Source organism: Desulfatitalea tepidiphila (assembly GCF_001293685.1).
Lineage (GTDB): Bacteria > Desulfobacterota > Desulfobacteria > Desulfobacterales > Desulfosarcinaceae > Desulfatitalea > Desulfatitalea tepidiphila.
Genome location: NZ_BCAG01000006.1, coordinates 34087 through 57166 on the forward strand (window position 1 = coordinate 34087; position 23080 = coordinate 57166).

Genomic DNA, 23080 nt, shown 5'->3' on the forward strand with positions numbered 1-23080 from the left:
GCCATGGCATACCACAGCATTCAAGGACTCGCCCACGGTCGGCTCGACCTGCTCAATCAACTGCGGACCTTTCTGGTGACCACCATCGGCTGGACACTGCATGACGACCAGTCGGCCGACCCGCAGCCGTATTTCGTTTTCAAGTCTCACGGGGAATCCGGGGCCGAGGACGTCTATCTGCAGTTCCGTATCAGCACCACCTCCGGGCGGATTCACGTCGCCGCATTCCAGTATTGGGACGCGGCCACCCACACCGGCGTCAACGAGGCTTCGCACACCAGTTACACCTACCTGCGGGTGGAGGACAGCGCCGACTTCATCTTCTGGCTGTTCGCCGACCTGGATCACGTTTTCGTGGTGACCAAGCTCGTCTCTACCTACTACGGCCATTACAGCGGCTTGCTGAAACGCTTCTGGTCCGGGGCCATCGCGCTCACGCAGGCGGCGGTCACCTCCGGAAGCGGCGTGGTGCTTCAGGTCAACGACGCCACCGTAGTCACACCCGGACAAGACTATGTGATCAAGGACGACGCGGGCATCGAACGCGTGCGGGTGAGCGCCATCGACACCGCAGCCACGCCGAACACCATTACTGTGGAGGCCCTCGTTCGGGATTACGCCTCGGGGGCAAAGATCGGCGAGGACCCGCAGCCGGTCATAAACAGTTACTACAACGCGCCGGGCACCTTCTACGCCGTGAACAAGTTCGACGGCTGGACTTCCGCCTCCGGCCAGCAGGGCCGCTGCGGCGCGGCCAACGGCGGTCTCCAGGGCGAAACCGATCCGGAGATGCGCTACGGCACCACCATCCTTTTTCCCTGGCTCGCCTCGATGTCCGGTTCCGCTGCCTACCAGGAACTGCGCGGCGAACTCATCGAGATCTTCTCCGTGGGCGGCGGCAACGTCGCCTCGGAAGACACCATTCAAATCGGAACGGACAGCTACCGCGTGTTCAACCTGACCACCGGCGGCTGGTGCGCGGTGAAGGAATAACCCCATGGCAACGCATAGCGGAAAGCTCAAACCCATCAGCACGATCACCGGCCAGCGTCGTCCGGAAACGCTTATGTCCATGAACCGGGGCCAGGCGCTCAAGCTCAGCGGGAGGATTCGCCGTGGCCGTGCATAAGGGACAACTGGCATCCATCACCACCCGCAGAGGCACACGGCGGCCGGAACTGCTCGCCATTGGAGCGGCGCAACCCGGAGCGCTTTTCGAGCTGTTTTCCGGGGCACCGGCCAGGCGCACGGTGATGGTTCGGGCCGACAGCGCAATGCGGGTCGCCCATCGGCTCGAACGTCGATCCGACCTCGCGCTTCGCGTGAACAACCGCCTGAACCGGAGCGCCGACCTGTGGCTCGTCGTCCATGGCCGTCTGGGCGTCGATGTTGACGCGGCGGTGCGGGTGACGCGCCCCTGGCTGCGGAGTATCGACACCAGCGTCCGGACATCCGGCGCACACATCAGCCGCTCCGACACCGTTCAGCGCATCGCGATCCCGGCCGGGCTGCTGGCCGACACGCGCCAGATCCTGTTCGCGGTGCTCATCGATCAAGACCACGAAATTCAGACCTAAAGGAGAACAGCAATGGCACTGGGACTCATCGTCAAAACCGGCCGGATACTGACGGCCAAACTCCTCCTCGGCCAGGCCGTGGACGGCATCACCCACTGCGCCATCGGCGACGGGGATGCCAGCTTCAGCGACCCGCAGAATCCGCCCGCGCCGGACATCGGTCAGACCGGGCTCAGAAACGAACGCGCCCGCAAGCGCTACTACAAGCGGACTTTCCTCAAGGAGGACGCCGAAGGGGCGCTGCTGGTCAACGGCGTGCGCTACCTCGAAACCGGCGAGGAGACCAACACCATCGGCATTTTCTTCCGCTTCGACGAGGCAGAGGCCAACGGCATCACCATCCGCGAATACGGCTTCTTCGGCGGCGACGTGCAGTACGTGCAAAGCGTCACCGGGGATCTCGCCATGGGAGGCGTGTTCCATCAGGACACCAACCCGACCGGCGAGTTGCTGCGTCCGGGCTACCTGTACGAGGTGAAGAACATTCCCGACTTCAACAAGATTTCCGACACCCGCGTGGAGCTGGTCGGGATCATCAAGATCTAACTGGAGGATTCAAACATGAGCATCTCACGCGAGACATTCGACCCGACCAAGAACTACAAGCGCATCCGCTACCATCAGGATCGCGACCTGCTGGATTCCGAACTCAACGAGCAGCAGGACATCATCAACCTGGAGCGGCGCAAGATCGCCGACATCCTGTTCAAGGAAGGCTCCATCATCATGGGCCTCGAGGTCAGCGCGGCCGCCAACGTCCTGACCATGGCCCCGGGCGTGGTCTACATCGACGGCCATCTGGAACAGGTGAGCGGCGCGACCCTGACCTATGATCCGGCCACCACCAGCGGGGCCGATTACGTTTACGTGGAGCTGCTGAAGTACAACTACGGCTACACCCAGGACCCGGCCCTGATCAATCCGGCCACCGGCGAGCCCACCGCAGAGCGGGAAAAATGGGTTCTCTCTCTCAAGGCGACGGATACCAGCGGCCAGACGCTGCCCAACAACGTGGCCGAGCGCCGGGTGATCCCGATCTACAAGTTCGACCGCGAGAGCGGCGACGTCACGCCCACGGTGCAGGAGAAGTCCAACCTCTACCTGCGGGATCTGCTGGGCACGCTGCCGGGCAGCCGGATCACCGTCTCCTCGATCACCGAGGATCAGCTCTCATTCGCCGCCGCAGAGGGGCTCAATTCCCTGATTCAGAATCTCGCCGAGCGCACCTTCGACCAGGCCGGAAGCTACCTGGTGCGGGGCTTCGACACCTTTATCGGCGGCGTCGACGACGACAGCGTAGAGGCGATCACCAACGCCGGACGCGCCTACATCCAGGGCTTCCGGCATCAGCGCGACCTGCCCACCTCGACCCTGGTGCCCAAATCCATCGCCACCAAGTCGGTGCGCGGCGAGCAGAAGACCTTCGACATCAACAAGCGCCGCTATCCGGTTAACTCCACGCCGCTCAAGGAGACGACCCAGGTGGAGGCCATCGTCGAGATTACCCGCAACGTCACTCGCGGCTCGGTGGGCGGCGGCGAAGACCTGCTCGATCCCAATCCCGTGGTAGACATCCTCGAGGTCAGCCAGGGAGCGACCATCTTCCAAGAGGGCGTGGACTGGCAGCAGTCGGGCAACCATGTCGACTGGCTCGGCTCCGGCAACGAACCGGCCATCGGCACCACCTACACGGTGCGCTGGACCTACACCAAGCAGATGGTCAAGGGTACCGACTATGTGGACAGCGGCTGGTTCGGCCAGGCCAACCATCCGGCGGCCGGAAACTACTTCTATCTGGTGACCGCTTACAACGCCACCGGCGAGACGGCCTTCAACGCCGCTGCGGTCATCGCCCGGGCCACCGCAGCCGGGGAGATGAACAAACTCTCCTGGCTGCCGGTCAGCGGCGCGACCGGCTATCGCGTCTACCGGGCCGCTACCAACGGCGCACGCACCGACTACAAGCGCCTGATGGAGCTGGGCAGCGAGGCGCTCTCCTACGTCGACGACGGCGTCGAGGAGATCGGCACCGCTTCGCCTCCGGCTACCAACACGGCCGGACTCACCATGTCCCCGGTCCAGCTCGAGCTGGGCAATCTCAACGTGATCAACTTCGGGCGTGGCAGCCTCGGCGACCAGCCGGTGAACGGCTCCAACTGCAGCCTGGATTATGACTATTACCTCGGCCGCCGCGACATCGTTTACGCCACCACCACCGAGATCAAGCGGCTGGAAGGGGCTCCGGCGGATTTTCCGAAGCTGCCCATCGTCCCGGAAAACGCCCTGGGGCTGTGCAGCATCGACTGCCCGCCCAACTCCACCGACATGGAGATCCGCAACTTCGGCCTGACCCGCATCACCATGGACCAGATCCACGACATCATCCAGGACGTCGAGGACCTGAAGTACAACGATGCCCAGTACCAGATAAACAATGAGCTGCAGAACCGGGACGCCCAGACCAAGAAAGGCATCTACTCGGACGACTTCTCGAACACCGCCCAGTCGGACATTTACCACGCCGAATGGGACGCCCGGGTGAACGAGATCGCCCGCTTCGTCGCGCCGGACCGCATTCCGCACTCCAACGCGCTCTCGGTCGATCAGGCGGGCAGCAACGCCAGCTTCTTCGGCAGCCTGGCGCTGCTGCCGGGCAACGAGACCGTGCTGGTAGAACAGAACGACTGGTCCGAAGAGCGCAACATCAACCCCTACGCCGTGTTCGACAAGCCTCCGGCCATGCTGCAGATCACGCCCAACCTCGGGCGGCGCGGCCAGACCGGCATCGCCGTCACCGGTATCAACTTCACCCCGAGCAAGTCCGGCATCGTGCTGCGCTGCGACGGCCAGGTGATGGCCAGCAACCTGATCAGCGACGAGGCCGGTCGGGTCAGCGCCTCCTTCACCATTCCGACCAACGCCCGCAACGGCAACCGCATCGTGGAGATGGCCGACGGCGTCTACTCGGCCCGGGCCAGCCTGCAGATCAACGATCCGCTGGTCATCACCCGCATCGAGCGCATCATCGAGAACCGCATCATCCGCGTGCCCGTGGTGCAGGTGGTCTGGCGCACCCAGACCATCTTCGTGCCCCGCGATCCGCTGGCCCAGACTTTCAGCTTCACCCAAAACCAGGTGATTTCCAGCATCGGACTGCAGTTCACCGCCAGGGACCCGAGCATTCCGGTCACGGTGCAGATTCGCGGCGTCACCACCGGTCTGCCCAACGGCGTGGTGTTCGCCGAGAAAGTGCTGGCCCCGAACGAGATCAGCCTGAGCGGCGAGACCCGCATTCGCTTCGACGACCCGTTCTACGCCGAGGCCAACACCAGCTATTCCGTGGTGCTGCTGACCAACAGCACCAATTACAAGGTGCGCACCGCCACCCTGGGCAAGATGGGCCGCTGGGGCATCATCACCCGGCAGACCTATATGGAAGGCGTGCTGCTGGAGAGCTCCAACGCCGAGACCTGGACGCCGCTCAACGGCTCCGACCTGGCGATGAAGATCTACGGCTACAACTTCCAGTCCGAGGGGATGATTCGCTTTCAGCCGATCACCGGCGTGCAGTTCTCCGACATCAACCTCGACGAATACTCGGCCATCCCCCAGGGTACCGGTCTCGACTGGGAATACTCCACCGACGGCGGCGTGACCTGGGACGCCATGGTTCCCGCCGAGGAGGAACGGCTGCCCAACCTCGCCACCCGGGTCCAGATCCGCGTGCGCCTGAGCAGCTCGCTTTCCAACGACACTCCGGCCATCAACTTTCGCGACGTCAACCTGGTGGGCTACCTCAACAAGACCACCGGGGCCTACCTGACCCGCGAGAACGAGCTGACCCAGGGTGTGGAATCGACCAAAGCCTATGTGCAGATGCAGATCCCCAGTGGCACCACCCTGCAATGGTTCGCCAGCAACGACGGCGGCCTGACCTGGGAGGCGATGACCATCCAGGACACCCGGCCCATCGACGAGAACTGGACCGAGTACACCCTGGTGCGCACCTTCACCGACAACACCGGCAACAAGGTGCGCTACAAAGCCGAGATGACCGGCACGCCGCTGATCTACCCGCGCATCCATTCGCTGGGCGCGACCCTGAGCTAAGGAGGCACGGCCATGATCGTTCGACGCAAAGGCGGCCTGACCGAGTTCATTCCCTCGCCGCAGGAGAAGCGCGACGGGCTGATCCGCGACCATGCCCTGGGCCTGCTCGAAAACCTGCACCAGCGCCTGGCGCGGCTGGAACGGGCATCAAAGCTCCCGGCCGACGAAGCGGAGGCCTTCACGGCGCTGCTGGCGCGGATGCGGGCCGACGAGTCGCGCAACCTCGAGCTGCACGCCAGCCTGATCACCGCTGATACCGCCTCCGGCTGACCGGCTCACTGCCACCGCCAACCCAGAAACCCCGGATACGGCCAGCCCGTTCCGGGGTTTCTGCCGCCTGTGCGCCGCCCAATCCGGCCTAGTTCGCAAGTCATTGAAAATAAACGTGTTAAATGTCGGCTTCGGCTGTTCTTCTACTTGATTTGTGTCCGGAAAGAAGCATTCATGGTGTAAGCGGAGGCTAAAAAGCCTTGCCTGACAACGACTTAGAAGCGCCACGAACGACGGAGGCACGCATGAACCTGAAAGAGATCCACTACGGGATCGAGATCGAGACCGTAAAACGCACCCGGGAACAGATCGCCTGGGCCATCCACTCGGTGGTGGGCGGCACGGTCCGCCATGTCGGCATCCCCAGCAGCTATGACCCCTGGGAGGTCGAGGACCTGCGCGGCCGCGTCTGGAAGGTGGTGGGGGACGCCTCCCTGACCAGCGTCCCGGCCCATCTGCGGGCCGAGGTGGTCAGCCCGGTGCTCGGCTACGACGACATCCCGCAACTGCAGGAGGCGGTCCGGGCCATCCGCCGCGCCGGAGGCAAGATCAACAGCCAGTGCGGCATCCACATCCATATCGACGCCGCGCCCTTCGACGGCAGGCACCTGGGTAACCTGGCCAAGATCATCTACAAGCAGGAGCCGCTGATCCTCCACGCCCTCGGCATCAGCCGCGACCGGCTCAACCGCTACACGCGGCCGGTGAGCGACGAGCTGATCCAGCGCATCGAACAGCATCGCCCCCGCACCAAGGACCAGCTCAACCGCATCTGGTACGGCTATCACAACCGCCAGCCCCAGCACTACGACAACAGCCGCTACCACGGGGTCAACCTGCACAACATCTGGTACCGGGGCACGGTGGAGTTCCGCTGGTTCGAGGCGACCCTCCACGCGGGACGGATCAAGGCCTACCTGCAGTTCTGCCTCGCCGTCGCCGCCAAGGCGCTCAACGGTCGGGCCGCCTCCAGCCGCAAGCGGGACTTCGATCCCCAGAGCGCCAAGTACGACTTTCGAGTCTTCCTGCTCCACCTCGGCCTGATCGGCGACGAGTTTAAGACCGCCCGCAAGCATCTGATGGCCAACATGCCCGGCGACGCCGCCTTCAAGAACGGACGGCCTAAACCGGAGGAGGTCCTTCCGGACGAAACCACCACTCACACCAACGAGGCCGGGCAAGTTCCCGGCCTCACTGTTTAAGGAGGGGCTCCATGAAAATTCTGATCCGCTCCACCCGGCTTTCCGGCGAACCGATCCCCGGCAGCGGGGAAACCCTGCAGGCCGCCGACTGCCTCGAAGTTGTCGAGTTGATGCGCGGCCAGACGCCGTTTACCGCCAGCCGAGCGCCCCGGGACTACATGACCGAGGTGCTCTCCGGCATCGAAGGCGGTCCGACCCAGCCGTTGCCGGAGGACGCCGCCGCTGCGGCCGCCGAGTTTCTCACCCGCCTGGCGCGGCACGGCCTGATCGAGTTCCTGCCCGACGACAAGGCCAGCGATCCCTGGCCGGAACGATTCCTCGAAGCCCTGGAAACGGTGCGGCTCTCCGGGCGCACCAACATGCTCGACCACCTGGAGGTGACCCGGCTGACCGCCGAGATGGGCTACCCAGAGGTGGCCGAGTGGCTGACGGGCCACCGGCGCGAGTACGCGGCCTTCGTCCTCGATGGGACAAGACCGCTCGGCAAGAACTTCGGCGGCAAGGAGGACCCGGCTCCATGTGCGGACAAGTAGGCATCATCTTCGGCCGCAAGCGCAGACGGCCGGACGAGCAGGATTACCTGCGCGAGGTCTTCATCCGCATGCTGCTGCACAGCGAGGAGCGCGGCCCGCACGCCTCCGGTCTGGCCTGGCTCAAGATCGACGGCAGCCACCGGATCTTCAAGCGGCCGATGCGGGCGCACGAACTGGTCTACGAGAAGCCGTTCCAGGAGCTGCTCGGGCAGGTCGACAACGAGACCACCATCCTCATGGGCCACACCCGCTGGCGCACCCGGGGCAACGAGTTCAACAACCGCAACAACCATCCCATCCGGGCCGGGATCGTCATCGGTACCCACAACGGCACCATCTACAACGCCGATTATCTGTTCCGCCGTCTCGGGCTGCCGCGCTTCGCCGAAGTGGACAGCGAGCTGATCTTCCGCCTGGCCGACCGCTTCGCGCCCGAAGGCCCCATCGACCAGGAGGGCCTGAAGAAGGCGCTCGCCCTCTGTCGCGGCCAGATGAGCGCCGTGCTGGCCTCGCGGCTCGACCCCGGCACCATCACCGTGCTCAAGGGCAACAAACCGCTCTGCCTGCGCATCCACCGCCAGCACCGGGTGGTGCTCTACGCCTCGGAGCCAGCCTTCATCGACTTTGCCGTGGACTTTGATCCGGGCTGGCGCGAGCTGGAGGTGCCGCCCATGACCATGCTCACCATCCGCCACAAGGATGTGCGGGCCATCGAAAACAGCGAATTCCGCTTCATACCCCAGGAGCGCAAAGGGACACTGCCCGAAGGAGTGAATGCATGAACATTGGAGAACCATCAAAGCTGAACACAAATCCGGAAGACAGTCCCGAGACCATCCTCCGGCTCTTCGTCTACGGCACCCTGAAACGGGGCTATTGGAACCATCAGCGCTTCTGCGCCCAGGCCCGCAGCATCGAACAGGCCGTGGTCTGGGGCAGGCTCTACCATCTCCACGCCGGGTTCCCGGCCATCGAGGTGCCGGAAGGCCTGATCCTGGCCCGGGGCAGTGTTGATCCATTGGCCGACGCCCGCAGACAGCAGGAGATCGGCACGCCGTGCTTCGGACGCCCGACCGGCGACTGGAATCTGATCCACGGAGAGCTGGTGACCTTCACCGACCCGCAACGCGACCTGCCGCCCATCGACCGGCTGGAAGGCTTCCGGCCCGGCGGGCACAGCATGTACCAGCGGGTGATGGTGGCGGTGCTATGCGGTCGCACCTCGATTCCAGCCTGGACCTATTGGATTCCATGCCCGCCTTACGCGGAAAGAGTCGCCAGTGGCCAGTGGTTACGCCCGTGAACCGATCTTTGCGGCCTTATCCGGATTATTGGTTTTCCGCTTGACACAAGGAGCCAACGCGCGTATTGGTTAGAATATAACGTCATAAAATGAACATGCCGTCACGTTTTTAAATGTTCTATGCTGCCAAGGAAACGGAGGTCAGGCAATGCAAGATGAGAAGCTCCCACGTCGGGAAAGAGAAAAACGCAGACATCGTCGGCAGATGCTTGCCGCTGCACTCGAGCTTTTCTCGAAGAAAGGATACCACAACGTATCCATGCACGAGATTGCAGAAAGAGCAGAGTTTGCCATCGGAACGCTTTACAAATTCTTCAAGAACAAGGAGCACCTCTACAAGGCCCTCATGATGGAAAAGGCAGCGGAATATCATCATACCCTGAGCGGAGTCCTTTCGAGGGAAGGTGACGTCCTGACTATTCTCAAAGACTACATTTCCGCTAAAGCGGGGATCTTTGCCGATGACGTTGCCACGTTGCGGCTCTATTTTGCTGAAACGCGGGGTGCGAGTTTCAACATCAAGGCCGGTCTCGATCAGGACATTCGCAAGCTTTATGACGAACTGGTAGAGCAACTGGCTTCGACACTGGAAAAAGGTATTCGCAAAAACGTGCTTCGCGATCTGAACCCCTACTATATGGCCGTGGCCCTGGAGGGAATCACCAACGCTTTTCTCTTCTGTTGGCTGGAAGATCCGGAACGGCATTCATACAAGGCGAATGCCCCGGTGATCAGTGACATGTTTCTCAAAGGGGTGATGGCCGAATGAAAAAAGCCTTAAGGATAACAGCTCGCACCATGGTTATGCTTCTGGTGGGAGGTGGATTGCTGCTGACAGCGGGTTGTATTTCTATTAGCGCTGCCGCCGAGCCGTTGCACGGCCATTCCGATGCAATCGCCGAAAAATCGCCGGAAATAGAAGGCAATCGTCCCTCTGCTCCCGTTGAGGAGCTTCGCAAGCTCGAAAAGGATGGCAATATACACCTTTCGTTAAGCGATTGCCTGAAAATAGCGTTGCAACAGAATTACGATATCCGCCTTACACGGGAAGCCCTGACTCAAGCCAATACAAAGATAACTCAGGCCAGATCGGCTATGCTCCCATTTTTGGGGGCGGAGGCTTCCTATACACGACTGGACGAGGAGTTGAGTTTTGCAATGGGACCGCAATCATTGACCTTCATGGATCGTGATCAATACAAGGCGGGGCTCGTCATCCGGCAGCCCATTTTCACGGGAGGGCGATTGAATGCGGCGCGCAAGGCATCCCAGTATTCACGAGACGCTCAAGCTCAAGAGAACAGGGCCGTTGAAGAGGAAGTCGTTTTCCAGGTTACACGCGCTTATCGGACCGCACAGTTGGCCGAAGCGTTTCAAGGTGTTGCCGTGGAGGCCGTCGATCTTCTCAATGTGCATGAACATGACGTGGCGATTCTGGTGGAGAAAGGGGCGAATCCGGAAATTGACCTGCTTCGCACCCGAACGGAACTTGCCAATGCCCGCAAAGATCTGAATGGCGCTGACAACGCCGTCGACCTGGCATATTCTGCACTTAAGAACTTGCTGAGCATGCCCCTTGAAGAATCAGTCCGTTTGACGGAAGCCTTGGTGCGGTCGCCCGGGCCGGGGGCGGATCTTTCGTCTCTCACCGAGTTGGCCCTTTCGCAACGTCCCGAACTGTCTGCAATGGATTCCAAAATGGCAGCTGCGGAGCAGGCGCTTAAAGCGGCCAGGGGAGAATACCTGCCTACCATTGCCCTGGAAGGGCGTTACGAATATATGGAAGGCGATTTTCGGGATCTGGAAGGCGGAGAGCATTGGACGGTTGGAATAGGGGCGCAGTTTCCCCTCTGGAATTGGGGGAAAACCGCTGCCAAGGTCAGAGAGGCGGGATCGCAACGGGCTCAGGTAAAAATCCAGCGAGATAAAACGACAGATCGCATTCGTCTTGAAGTGCGCCAAGCCTTCCTGGACCTCGGAAAAGCAGAAAAGAATATCGATGCGGCTGAGAGTGCACTGAAGACAGCCAGGGAGGCTTACCGCCTGGCAAGAGCCAGCTACCGGGCAGGAGAAGGCACAAATACCGACGTGCTGGACGTTCGTACGGCCTTAAGTCGAGCTGAAGCGAATCACACACAGGCTCTTTTTGATTACAACGTTGCCCTTGCCGCCCTTCATCGAGCGGTGGGCGTAATGGTGATAGAGCCGCCTGATATCAAGGAAAAGGAGTCTGCCGAATGAGACGAAGAGGAGTCTATATATCCATTGCTATTGCGGCTGCTGTTATTGCGTTCTTGGCTGTCCAAGTTTCCAGGAAGCAATGGCAAAAAGATGAAGATCCGAACGCGGCGGGCAAGGCGTTGCCTGTCACAATCGCATCTGTTGTCCCGCACGAATTCGCTGATGAAATCAGCGCCGTCGGCACCTTGAAAGCCCGAGACACGAGTCCGCTAAGCCCCAAGGTGGCAGGAACGGTGAGCCGGGTTCTGGTTGATATCGGTGAGCGCGTCAATGCCGGTGAGGTCGTTATAAAACTGGACAGAACAAACTATGATCTCGGCGTCAAGCAGGCCCGGGCGGCGCTAGCAGCTGCGGAAGCAGCAGTTCCGCAGGCTGAAGCCCATTTTGAACAGGCCGAGAAAGAATACCGACGCGCAATCGAACTGCTGAAGGAAAAAGTGATTCCGCAAAGTCGCTTTGATGCATCAGAAGCGGCCTTTAAAAGCGCCAAGGAAGCGGTGTTCTACGCCCGAGCACAGAGGGACCAGGCAAAGGCCGCCTTGGAGACAGCGCTGGAACATCTCAAGGATGCAGATATCCGATCGCCTATCGGCGGCGCTGTCGTGGAGAGAAATGTGGAAATCGGTCAGGCGGTCGCTCCCGGCGGCCGACTTCTGCTAATCGTGGACCAAACATCTCTGAACCTGGATGTCGATTTGCCGGAAGCAGACATTGGCCGGATTGTCGTTGGAACTGTTGCGCTGATCACGACAGACGCCTTCCCGGGACATGAGTATTCAGGGAAAGTAACCGTTATCAATCCATTGGTGGACCGAAAGACGCGTACTTTCCGCATGAGAATCGAGGTGCCGAATCCGTCCGGGAAGTTGGTGGACGGAATGTATGCCAGGGTGAAGCTTTCGGCAGAGAAAAGAAGGTCCCTTGCCGTTCCCCGTGAAACCTTGCAACGCCTCCCCGGCAGCGGCACCTATTACGTTTTTGTGGTGGAAGGAAATAAGGCCCATAAGCGAACGGTCGAAATTAGGGCCATGGATGACCAATTTGCCGAAGTGATGGGCGGCTTGGTTGAGAATGACAAAGTGGTCACCAGCGGAGCGGGACGTTTACAGTCAGGCATGGAGGTAAGCGTGCAAGATATTTTGAACAAGAATGGGACGGATAACTCTGGGGGACAACTTTTCAAGAAGAACGGCGGTGAACATGTCGGACGATAGCTCAGGTTTTCCGAAAAATATCGGCCTGGCTCTGGGTAGCGGCTCCGCACGGGGATGGTCTCATATCGGTGTATTGCAGGCACTAGCTGAGGCAGGAATAGAAATCAGGTACGTCGCCGGCACCAGCATTGGTTCGTTGGTAGGGGCCGCATGTGCCCTTGGCAAAATGGATGTGCTGGAAAATTTTGCCCGTCAGCTCGACTGGAAACAGATTGTTTCCTTCCTGGATGTAACTTTTCCGAGGTCGGGACTCATTGATGGAAAGAAGATCAGCGATTTCTTTCGTTCTCATGTTCGAGAAATGAACATTGAAGAATTACCTCTCCGCTATTGCGCGGTTGCCACCGACCTGGCCACGGGTCGTGAGGTCGTGTTGAACAAAGGGGACCTCATAGAGGCAATCCGCGCGAGCATCTCGGTTCCGGGCATTTTCACGCCGGTCAGGAAAAACGGCGGCTTTCTGGTGGATGGAGGGCTGGTCAACCCCGTGCCGGTGAGCGCTGTCAGGAAAATGGGAGCGGATTACGTCATCGCTGTTGATTTGAACCATGACATTATCGACAAAAGGAGTACCGCCGGCATCGCTCCGGTTGATTCATCGGTGGCAGGTATGGTTGTTCAGCCCCAGCCCGCAGAATGGAGAATCGCGCAGGATCTGACCAACAGGCTCAGCGAATTCGGTTCGCCCGCGTTATCGCAAGTGCGCCAGTGGCTGCAAAGGGACCCCGTGCCAAATATCTTTGATGTGTTGACGACTGCAATCAATATTATGGAAGTGCAGATCACCGCAACAAGATTGGCAACCGATCCGCCCGATCTGCTGATTCGGCCGAAGCTGGGGGATGTTCGTTTTCTCGAATTCCATCGGGCCGAGGAGGCCATTGCCGAGGGGTACCGAGAAGCCATGGTGCAGCTCAAAGAAAGATGGAAGTGTGCCGCCAAAAGAGATTTGCCAGGAGGTTTTTTACCGGGGAGGACGGAAGATGGGAATTAATATTTGTCAGTTACAAGAAAAACGCCTCGTTGATCGTCTGCGTTCTCTGAGGGTCAAAGGAGAAGTGATCGAGAAAAAAAGAATGGAATCATTCAGTGGACGGCCCGAAAGGAAGATTGTCGTTGTCAAGTTCAAGAACAGGATAATTGAAACAAACCTTGATGACGCAGAATTCGAACGGACTGAGATCGGGGAACGGATTTGGTTCTCTCCTCCGGTCCCTGATCGTGATCCGTGCACTTGCCATCTATTCGTCTGGCTGATTGTTGGAATCACATCTGGGGCACTGGCAATCTGGGCCATCACAACCCATTTTCCTGGAAAAACCGCCGCTATCCTTTCTCTTGTCGCAGCAGGTTGGATCAGCGTTATTGCCTGGGCCAGGATATGTTCGCACGAGCAAAGCAAATGCCTTCGGGACCTTAAGACGGAAGTCGACTTTTTTGAAGCTGACGGTGACGACAAGCAAGGGGAACAGAAATGAAATTACCGGAGATATCCGTCCGCAGGCCGGTCACGACCGTTATGGTTTTCGCTGCCATTACATTGCTGGGTTGCGTGGCTTTTTTCAGGCTCAACCTCGACTTGTTGCCGGATATTGAACCTCCGGCCGTGAGTGTCATCACACCCTATCCGGGGGCTTCCGCCACGGATGTTGAGTCGGAGGTGACCAAGTACCTGGAAGACCAGCTTTCCACCACACCGAATCTCGACCGGCTGGAGTCAAAGTCCAAAGACAACATCGCCATCGTCAATTGCATATTCAACTGGGGCACCGACCTGGATGTTGCGGTCAACGATATCCGGGAGAAGATCGATCTTGCCAAGCCGGACCTTGCCGATGGAGCGGAAGACCCCTTTATCTTCAAGTTCAGCAGTTCCATGGTGCCGGTGCTCATCATGACGGTGACGGCGGAAGAAAGCAGTCCCGATCTTTACAGAATTGTGGACAAGCAGATCGCCGATCCGTTGAAGCGTGTGCCCGGCGTGGGCGCTGTCGTCTATATCGGCGGTCAGGAAAGACAGATCAATGTGCATTTCGACCGCGAAGCAATAGATGCTTATCACATTTCCGTCCAGCAGATCAGAAATGTTCTCGCCGCTGAAAACCTGAACCTTCCGGTGGGCACCGTCAAGATCGGGAGGAATGAACTCCAGATCAGAGTGGCGGGGCGCTATCGGGATGCAGCGGAAATCGCAAATACGGTGATCGGAAGCAACGGCGACGCGCTTGTGCGGCTCAGAGACGTGGCCACGGTCACCGATGCCTTTGAGGAGCCGCAGGAGTGGGCGCGTTCCGGCAAGCTTCCTGCGATTGCCTTGATTATTCAGAAGCAGTCCGGGACCAACACCGTCAACGTGATCGAAGCCATAAAAGATCGCCTCAAGACACTGAAGACCGAAGTGCCGGCGGATATCGAAATCCACGGGATTCTGGATAACTCAGATCACATTTATGCGATGATCAATAGTTTGACCGAAGCCGCCGTCGTCGGAGGCCTTTTGGTCATTGTCGTCTGTTTCCTGTTTCTCCGGCGGTTTCGCACCAGCCTGGTCGTCTCAATGGCAATTCCTTTTTCGATTATCGTCGCCTTTATCGGCCTCTTCGTCATGGATTATACCATCAACGTCATTTCCATGATGAGTCTTGCCATTGCTGTGGGAATGGTGGTGGACGATGCCATCGTCGTACTTGAAAACATCGTGCGGCATGTGGACGATGGCAAGCCTCCGCAGTTGGCCGCCGTGGAGGGAACATCCGAAGTGGGTATGGCGGTAGCCGCGTCAACATTGACCATTGTAGCTGTCTTCGCCCCTCTTCTCTTAGTGAAAGGGATCGCCGGCATCATCTTTGGTCAGTTGGCGTTCATGATCTTGATTACGATTCTGGCCTCGCTTTTCATTTCATTGACGTTGACCCCCATGGCTGCTTCCCGTTTGCTCCGTTCACGGGATCAAAGAAAGCTCAATCCGGTATTTGTATGGAGCGAGCGTTTGCTGAATGGAATCGAAGCCGGTTATTCTCACGTCCTGGGATGGGGACTAAGGCACCGTAACATTTTGCTTTCACTTATAGTTATTGTATTTATCGGCAGTCTGGCACTGATTCCTTTGGTCGGTACGGAATTTTTCCCCGAAGTGGATTCGGGGGAAGTGGAGGTGGTCCTGGAGATGGCGCAGGGCACCCGAGTGGAGGTCACGGCCGGAACCACGGAAGAAATGCTCAACGCGGTGAACGCCATTCCGGAAATGGAAGCCTCCTATGCCCTGGCAGGTCAGACCAAGAAAGGATTTTTAACAGCCCTCGGTTTTGAAGAGGGAACCGGCATCGGTCGCATCGGAGGGCGTCTCATTGATAAAAAAGAACGGAGTCGCCATGCCAAGGAGGTCGCTTCGGAGCTTCGTGAGCAGGTCATAAAACTGCCGGGCGTTGAGAATTTTTCCGCCAGCGCCGTAAGCGTCATCCAAAAGGCGTTCCTGGGAGGCGGCCGGCCTATCAGCATCGATATTCTGGGCCATGATATCGAGACGACCGACAAAGCCGCCGCAAAGATCCAGCGCATCGTGGAAACCACACCCGGCGCAGTGGATGTCTCTGTCAGCAGAAAGAGACCACGGCCGGAAGTGCGGATTTGTCTTGACCGGGATAAGGCGGCATCCCTGGGATTGAATGTGGCGCTTGTCGCCGACGCATTGAGGACCAACTACTATGGATTCGATGATACGAAGTTCCGGGAGGCGGGTGACGACTTCGACATCGAGTTGCGACTGAAAAAAGACCAGCGGGAAACGATTCGTGAAATCGGGGAAACCCCCATCACCACCCTGACCGGTCAGACCATTAAGCTCCGGAACGTCGCGTCTGTTCGGGAAACCTTTGGGCCCGTGGAGATCGACCGGAAAAACAGGACCCGCGTCACAAAGGTTCAGGCGGGCGTCCAGGGCAGGGTTCTGGGGGATGTGGTACGGGATGTTCGAGAAAAGATGGCCTCTCTTGACCTGCCTCCCGGCGTTTCCATCGAATGGGGCGGGGAGGTGGAGGAACAGCGAAAAGCGTTCCGCGACCTGACCCTCCTTTTGATTCTGGGAATAGTCCTTGTCTACATGGTCATGGCAGGGGAGTTCGAGGATTTCGTTGATCCATTCATCATCATGTTTTCGGTTCCTTTCGCCTTCGCCGGAGTGATATGGGCCTTCGTTGCCACGGCCACTCCGCTCAACCTGATGAGCTTCATCGGGGTAATCATGCTCATGGGCATTGTTGTAAAGAACGCCATTGTGCTCGTGGATTATACCAAGCAACTGAGAGCAGGTGGGATGACGCTAAACGAAGCGGTGGTCACGGGCGGAAAAACACGCCTGAGGCCGGTGCTCATGACGAGTTTGACCACCATATTCGGCATGGTCCCATTAGCCCTTTCCAGAGGGGAAGGCTCTGAAATATGGAATGCACTGGGCATCACGGTCATTGGGGGACTGTCGGTCAGCGGCCTTGTGACATTGATTCTGGTGCCGCTAATGTATTCGCTGGTTCACCGGGGTAAAGCAAAATGACGGCCGATGTTGTAAACTTCTTCTTTTCTTTCTCCTTTTTTTCCATTCTTGGATGGATGCTGGAGGTCTCCTATCGTTCCGTGCGTGACAAGCGGTTCGTCAATCCCGGCCTCCTGAAGGGGCCGTATCTCATCCTTTACGGTGCCGGCGCAGTGATGCTTATGGCAGCGGTTTCATTGCTGCAGGAATCCAATTGGGGAACCAAGGCCTTCGCTTATTTCATAATCACAACCGGACTCGAATTCGGCTCCGGATTGGTTGCTCAATACTTTTTCCAGATCCGTCTGTGGGACTATTCGGACCAAAGATTTAATTACAGGGGGCACATCTGTCTAAAATTCTCCCTGTACTGGATACTGCTGGCCTTCGCTTTTGAATATGCCGTTTTGCCCCCCTATCAAAGCATGCTCGTCCTGCTTTCACCGGTCTTCAAGTGGATAGTGGCCGGAGCAACGATCTCAATCATGTCGATGGATTTCCTGGCGGTTGCAGCCGGGCGTTTCCTCCGCCTGACGCCGGAAGAGAAAACTCTGATGGAGGCGGAATTCGTCAACACGGCAAGGCCGCTTCTCGATCTGCCGGAGGTTGCAAAACTGGCGCAGTATAACCATCACAGGGGGAAAACCCGATTGGATCATGTGGAGGAGGTGGCCTGCCTGAGCTTTCGCTGGGGAAAAAGACTTTCCCTTGACACCCGGGCGATTATCCGGGGTGCGTTGCTGCACGATCTTTTCTACTATGACTGGCTGCATGACGGACCCAGGCTGCACGGTTTCCGGCACCATACTATCGCTCTTGAGAACGCCCGCAGCATCACCGGTCTTACCGAAAAAGAAGCGGATATTATTAAAAAACACATGTGGCCGCTTACTGTTATACCGCCGCGCCATATGGAATCGCTGGTGGTTTCTCTGGTGGATACCTTTTGCTCTGCAAGGGACTATCTGAGCATGAAGAAACAAGACAAACCCACAGAGGCGGCCTCCCGTTGCGTTCATCCGGAACCGGGAGATGAAAAAAGATGAAGAACCATGCAGAAAGTCTCTATTTTGCCGGGATCGATATCGGTTCAACTACAGCCAAGGCGGTTATCCTGGATAAAGAGGGTGGCATGGTATTTTTCCGCTACTGTCGTCATCAGGGCAAAACAGTGGAAACAACACGGCGTATTTTCAATGACGCCCTTGAGAAACTTGGCGACGTGGAGCTTGATTTGGCGGTTACCGGATCGGCGGGGATGGGTGCGGCCGAATTCTTCGGCCTGCCGTTCGTGCAGGAAGTGGTGGCCTCCGCGCACGTCATCGAAAAGTTTTTCCCCGAAGCCAGGACATTTATCGAAATCGGCGGAGAAGACTCCAAAATAATATTCTTTGACGGCAGTGGCCGCCCCGATATCCGGATGAACGGAAGTTGCGCCGGCGGGACCGGTGCTTTTATCGATCAAATGGCGGTTCTCCTGGGTGTTGATGTAGCGGAACTGAACGTTCTGGCCGGAAAAGCCACGAATATTTATCCGATTGCGTCGCGGTGCGGCGTTTTCGCCAAAACCGACATCCAGGCCCTGCTGAGCCGCCATGTATCCAGGGAAGATGTGGCGGCTTCCATATTTCATTCGGTCGCCCTTCAGGTGATAACCGCCTTGTCCCGTGGACGGGAGATGGAAAGAAAAATACTGATCGGAGGCGGGCCGCTGACATTTTATCCAATCCTGCGGAAAGCCTTTGCAAATCTGCTCGGCATTGAGCATCCGGATGACCTGGTACTTCCGGATCATCCGGAACTGCTTCCCGCCATGGGAGCGGCCATGGTGCGCAATGGCAAACCATGTCGGGGCCGGATCAGCAATTTTTTATCCATGTCCGAGAGAGGTGTCAGCCGTGCAACCAACAGCGGCACCAAAAGGCTGCCCCCCCTGTTTGCAAGCAATTACGAATTTGAAATATGGCAAAAAAGGCATGAGCGAAATTTGGTTCCCAGGATTGACCTGCCTGAGGCAAAAGGAAAAGATCTTTTTTTAGGTGTGGATTCGGGGTCAACCACCACCAAGATCGTCCTTGTCGATGAGAAAGGCAAACTGGTTCTGAGCTATTACGGCCCCAACAACGGCGATCCCATCCAGGCGGTAAAAAAGGGACTGGCTGAATTCAGAAAAAAGTTTGTTTCTGCCGGCTTTGCCCCGCGGATCACCAGAACGGCGGCCACCGGCTATGGTGAAAGTCTCATAAGAACCGCCTTCGGGTTGGACGACGGCCTGGTTGAGACCATGGCGCATTACCGGGCGGCGCGGCGCTTTGAGCCGGATGTATCCTTTATTCTGGATATCGGCGGGCAGGACATGAAGGCGATCTATATTCATGACAACGCCGTGGCTGAAATTCAGATCAATGAGGCCTGCTCATCGGGATGTGGTTCCTTTATTGAGACGTTTGCCCGTTCGCTAGGGTATAGTGTCCAGGAATTCGCAGAGATTGCATGCGATAGCAAATCACCTTTTGATCTGGGAACCCGCTGCACCATCTTCATGAACTCCAAAGTGAAGCAGGCCCTTCGGGAAGGGGCGACGGTCGGCGACATTTCGGCAGGTTTGGCGTATTCGGTTATCAAAAATGCTCTGTACAAAGTGCTGAAGCTGAAGGACGTCGATGTCCTGGGGGACAAAATCGTAGTTCAGGGCGGAACATTTCGAAATCCAGCCGTATTACGCGCCTTGGAGGTGCTTCTGAACAAGGAGGTTATGAGACCGGATATTTCCGAGCTGATGGGAGCCTACGGTGCGGCCCTGACAGCCCTTGCCAATCATCGTGCGCATGTTGTGGCGGCCGTTGCTCCGCAGCAAGAAGCGCTGAAAGGTCCGGATCGGCCGGGACGGGAGACCGACGACCTGGTTTTTGAGAAATTGGTGATGGGAAGTGGTTTTTCAAAAAAGGAAATCCGCTGCCGGGGATGTGAAAACCAGTGCAGGGTTTTGAAGCTGACTTTCAGCAACGGAAACCATTTTTATACAGGGAACCGATGCGAGCGGCGCTTCAGCAACAATCCGGATGCTCAACGCAAAGGAAGGAACCTGATTGATGATCAGATAAGGCTCCTGTTTGAGCGAAACACGGAACCCGAAGGCGAACCGATTTTCACCTACGGTATCCCCCGCTGCCTGAACATGTATGAAAACTTTCCCTTTTGGTGCGCCTTTTTGACCACATGCGGCTTCAGGGTGGTTCTCTCGTCCGAGTCCAATTTCCAATTATATGAAAAGGGGTCTTCCACTGTCATGTCGGAAAACATCTGTTTCCCCGCCAAACTTGCCCATGGGCATATTTTCGATCTTGCCGGGAAAGACATCGACAGGCTGTTCTATCCGACCGTCGTCTATGAGGAAGAAGAATACGCAGATGCCTTAAACAGTTATAATTGCCCGGTGGTTACCGGATATCCCGATCTATTGAAGAGTGCTGTCAATCCAGAGAAAAAATTCAAAATCCCCCTGGACAATCCATCTGTCAGCTTTAAGGATTTCGGTTTGCTGAAAGATCAGCTTTATCTGTTCTTCAGGCGGTTTGGAATCAATTACCGCACGATATCGGAAGGGGTTGAAAAGGGCGTCAAGGCGCAATCGAATTACAAGACGGAACTCAGGTCCATGGCGAAAACGCTGCTGGTCAGGTCGGAGGCCGAGAGACGGACAACCGTTGTCCTCTGCGGCCGACCCTACCATGCAGACCCGCTTGTCAACCACGGTGTTCCGGATGTATTGACGGAACTCGGCGTGGACGTCGTCAGTGAAACCGCGCTTCCCCTGAATGCAGATACCGTCGCTCTGGAAGATGTCAATGTCCTGACCCAGTGGAGCTATGCCAACAGGCTGTACGCAGCGGCAAGGTGGGTAACAAACACGGCGAATGCCCAAATGGTTCAGTTGACCTCTTTCGGCTGTGGGCCGGATGCGATTTCGGCCGATGAGGTCAAAGAAATTCTGCGCCATGGCGGGAAGATTCATACCTTGATCAAAATGGATGAAATCGTCAACGTGGGCGCCGTCAGGATCAGACTGCGCTCCATGCTGGAAGCGGTGAAGGAAAAGAACGGCAAAACGAGAGCCGTAGGGGGCGGCACAATGCAAACGGGCCGGGCGGTTGTGGGCAAGTCCGGAAAGAGAACCCTGATCGCCCCCTATTTTTCACCCTTCTATTCACCGCTGGTCCCGTCGGCTTTCAGGCCCTTCGGTCACCGGGTTGAAGTCCTTCCGCCCCAGGACAGGGAGTCGGTTGAATGGGGACTTAAAACCATCAACAACGATATGTGCTACCCCTCTGTCCTGGTAGCCGGCGACATTATCAAGGCATTTCAATCAGGCAGGTACGATCCTGAAAAAACCGCTGTCGTCATGACCCAAACCGGCGGTCAATGCCGGGCATCCTCTTACGTGTCGCTTATCAAAAAAGCACTGGCCGCCGCCGGCCTGGATGAGGTTCCGATAATCGCTATATCCAATGAGGAAATCAATGCACAACCGTGGTTTAAAATAGATAAAATGGGGCTGATAAAACGGATGGGCTTGGGAATTATTTTCGCCGATCCCCTGGCCAGGATGTATTTATCAACAATGGTCAGGGAAAAGGTGCCCGGGACATCCAAGAACCTGCATGAAAAATATCTCTTTGAAATGGAAACAGGTATCGAGAATGCAGATTATTATTATCTTCTCAATCTTCTGAAAAGGGCCGTGGCGGACTTCAACCGGGTTGAGATCAACGACAAGACTGTCCCAAGAGTCGGGATCGTTGGAGAAATCTTCGTTAAATATAACTTCTTCTCCAACGGAAATATCATCGACTGGCTGTCCGGCCAGGGGGTGGAAGTGGTTCTTCCTCCTATACAGAATTTTTTCGCCCAGCGCTTTATCAATGAGACCTACGACCAAAAGGCCTTTTTTAAACGTTCTTTGGCGGATCGTATCAAGTACAGGCTGCTGGAGATATACTCAAATTACCATGTCGGCCAAATCGAGCGGATTATGCAGGGATTTCGTTTTTACAGAAAGGCTCATGACTTAAGAAAACTGGCGGCGATAACCGGCGAGGTAGTCAGTTTGGCCAATCAGTTTGGCGAAGGATGGCTTCTTACGGCTGAAATGATCGCCATGCTCAATGAAGGAATCGACAACATCGTCTGTCTCCAGCCCTTCGGCTGCATTGCCAACCACATCACCGGGCGGGGCATGGAAAACAAACTCAGGGAGATGTTTCCTCATCTGAACCTACTTTCACTGGACATGGATGCAGGGGCAAGCGAGGTCAACATGATGAACCGCCTCCATTTTATGGTGACAGCCGCACGGGAAGAGGTGGACCGCGAGGTGGGAACACAGCCGGCGCAGAAGACCGCTCGAAGATTTGCCATTCCCGATGCATGGCCGCGCGAACTGGATTCTTTCAACGCCTACACGTCTTTGGAGGTCGAAAAATGGAGGGCCTGGGCGTCCAACCTGGGACTGTGGGAGAAGACGCGGCAGATGAAGCGCTGGGTCGGCATGTAACCTGCAGCATTGCTGAATTTGACGGTCAGAAGGCAGAGGGCATAACCCTCCGCTCGTCAAACGAGAAGCAGGATGCCGTCGATGCCGGGCGCAAGATCAGCCAGAATCAAGGCACCGAGTTCTACATCCACGGCAAGGATGGAAAGATCCAGAACGTGGAAAGCTCATCTTTTCCGAGATCACCTGGCTTTGCTCCACACGAGCGGCGGAGCTCCAGTCCCATTGGCAGACGGAGTACCCGGAGATCGATATCGCTTCAGCGAAAATCTGGCTCTTCGAGAGGGATAGCTACAGCCCCGAGACCTACTTTGTACTGCCAGTGCATTGCTGGCTTGAGAATTACTATCGCCCCATGCAGGGCCGTTTTGATGCGTTCCTTGAGCGGCATGGCCACAGCGACCAGGCCAAGGCTGTCGTCTATGCCGAACGGAACGAAATTGCCCTTTAGCAAATGCGTTGCGACGTCGAACGCTCGTCTGAGGAAATCGAAGTGGCCGTTCAGGAAATCCGCTTGATTTTTCCTTACCGGCCCTTTATTTTAGGATGTT

At 57.4% G+C, this 23080-nt stretch carries 19 protein-coding genes; all 19 read left to right on the forward strand.

The window, feature by feature from the left end; all coding sequences use genetic code 11:
- Positions 1 to 3 precede the first annotated feature (3 nt).
- The 19 genes from DFT_RS20040 to DFT_RS26855 all read left to right on the forward strand — a co-directional run bounded on the left by DFT_RS20040 (position 4) and on the right by DFT_RS26855 (position 23047).
- The gene (locus DFT_RS20040) at positions 4 to 993 is read left to right on the forward strand and encodes a hypothetical protein (RefSeq protein ID WP_054033038.1); all 990 of its coding nucleotides are present in this window, start codon (positions 4 to 6) and stop codon (positions 991 to 993) included.
- Between the two features lie 4 nt (positions 994 to 997).
- On the forward strand, positions 998 to 1129 hold the full coding sequence (locus DFT_RS27050) for a hypothetical protein (protein WP_268750702.1): 132 nt from the start codon (positions 998 to 1000) through the stop codon (positions 1127 to 1129).
- Entirely contained in the window at positions 1122 to 1577 is a 456-nt protein-coding gene (locus DFT_RS20045) for a hypothetical protein (RefSeq protein ID WP_200907117.1), read from the forward strand. The genes DFT_RS27050 and DFT_RS20045 overlap by 8 nt, the downstream gene beginning before the upstream one ends.
- 12 nt (positions 1578 to 1589) lie before the next feature.
- Positions 1590 to 2123 carry a BW3TFN family phage tail fiber component gene (locus tag DFT_RS20050; RefSeq protein WP_054033040.1) on the forward strand — a complete coding sequence of 178 codons (534 nt, stop codon included), beginning with the start codon at positions 1590 to 1592 and terminating at the stop codon, positions 2121 to 2123.
- Between the two features lie 15 nt (positions 2124 to 2138).
- Positions 2139 to 5687: a DUF4815 domain-containing protein gene (locus tag DFT_RS20055; RefSeq protein ID WP_054033041.1), complete on the forward strand. Its 3549-nt coding sequence runs from the start codon at positions 2139 to 2141 to the stop codon at positions 5685 to 5687.
- A 12-nt stretch (positions 5688 to 5699) separates the two neighbouring features.
- Positions 5700 to 5957: a hypothetical protein gene (locus tag DFT_RS20060; RefSeq protein ID WP_028588143.1), complete on the forward strand. Its 258-nt coding sequence runs from the start codon at positions 5700 to 5702 to the stop codon at positions 5955 to 5957.
- 245 nt (positions 5958 to 6202) lie between these two features.
- On the forward strand, positions 6203 to 7159 hold the full coding sequence (locus DFT_RS20065; protein ID WP_028588142.1) for an amidoligase family protein: 957 nt from the start codon (positions 6203 to 6205) through the stop codon (positions 7157 to 7159).
- A gap of 11 nt (positions 7160 to 7170) precedes the next feature.
- Positions 7171 to 7692: a DUF5049 domain-containing protein gene (locus DFT_RS20070; RefSeq protein WP_011367003.1), complete on the forward strand. Its 522-nt coding sequence runs from the start codon at positions 7171 to 7173 to the stop codon at positions 7690 to 7692.
- Complete coding sequence (locus tag DFT_RS20075; RefSeq protein ID WP_011367004.1) at positions 7677 to 8474, forward strand: glucosamine 6-phosphate synthetase; 798 nt, start codon at positions 7677 to 7679, stop codon at positions 8472 to 8474. Before DFT_RS20070 ends, DFT_RS20075 begins: the two co-directional genes overlap by 16 nt.
- Positions 8471 to 8995, forward strand: a complete 525-nt coding sequence (locus DFT_RS20080) for a gamma-glutamylcyclotransferase family protein (protein WP_011367005.1) — start codon at positions 8471 to 8473, stop codon at positions 8993 to 8995. Before DFT_RS20075 ends, DFT_RS20080 begins: the two co-directional genes overlap by 4 nt.
- Positions 8996 to 9143: 148 nt before the next feature.
- Positions 9144 to 9764: a TetR/AcrR family transcriptional regulator gene (locus DFT_RS20085; RefSeq protein ID WP_011367006.1), complete on the forward strand. Its 621-nt coding sequence runs from the start codon at positions 9144 to 9146 to the stop codon at positions 9762 to 9764.
- Positions 9761 to 11236 (forward strand): TolC family protein, encoded by a 1476-nt coding sequence (locus DFT_RS20090; RefSeq protein ID WP_011367007.1) that lies wholly within the window; start codon positions 9761 to 9763, stop codon positions 11234 to 11236. Before DFT_RS20085 ends, DFT_RS20090 begins: the two co-directional genes overlap by 4 nt.
- Positions 11233 to 12450, forward strand: coding sequence for an efflux RND transporter periplasmic adaptor subunit (locus DFT_RS20095; protein WP_011367008.1), 1218 nt, complete (start codon positions 11233 to 11235; stop codon positions 12448 to 12450). The genes DFT_RS20090 and DFT_RS20095 overlap by 4 nt, the downstream gene beginning before the upstream one ends.
- On the forward strand, positions 12437 to 13444 hold the full coding sequence (locus tag DFT_RS20100) for a patatin-like phospholipase family protein (RefSeq protein ID WP_011367009.1): 1008 nt from the start codon (positions 12437 to 12439) through the stop codon (positions 13442 to 13444). The genes DFT_RS20095 and DFT_RS20100 overlap by 14 nt, the downstream gene beginning before the upstream one ends.
- Positions 13434 to 13928 carry a hypothetical protein gene (locus DFT_RS20105; protein WP_011367010.1) on the forward strand — a complete coding sequence of 165 codons (495 nt, stop codon included), beginning with the start codon at positions 13434 to 13436 and terminating at the stop codon, positions 13926 to 13928. The genes DFT_RS20100 and DFT_RS20105 overlap by 11 nt, the downstream gene beginning before the upstream one ends.
- The gene (locus DFT_RS20110; protein WP_011367011.1) at positions 13925 to 16999 is read left to right on the forward strand and encodes an efflux RND transporter permease subunit; all 3075 of its coding nucleotides are present in this window, start codon (positions 13925 to 13927) and stop codon (positions 16997 to 16999) included. The genes DFT_RS20105 and DFT_RS20110 overlap by 4 nt, the downstream gene beginning before the upstream one ends.
- Entirely contained in the window at positions 16996 to 18024 is a 1029-nt protein-coding gene (locus tag DFT_RS20115) for a putative ABC transporter permease (RefSeq protein ID WP_011367012.1), read from the forward strand. The genes DFT_RS20110 and DFT_RS20115 overlap by 4 nt, the downstream gene beginning before the upstream one ends.
- Positions 18025 to 18110: 86 nt before the next feature.
- Positions 18111 to 22532, forward strand: a complete 4422-nt coding sequence (locus DFT_RS20120) for an acyl-CoA dehydratase activase (RefSeq protein ID WP_235506315.1) — start codon at positions 18111 to 18113, stop codon at positions 22530 to 22532.
- Positions 22460 to 23047: a DUF2188 domain-containing protein gene (locus DFT_RS26855; protein ID WP_081428179.1), complete on the forward strand. Its 588-nt coding sequence runs from the start codon at positions 22460 to 22462 to the stop codon at positions 23045 to 23047. The genes DFT_RS20120 and DFT_RS26855 overlap by 73 nt, the downstream gene beginning before the upstream one ends.
- Positions 23048 to 23080 lie beyond the last annotated feature (33 nt).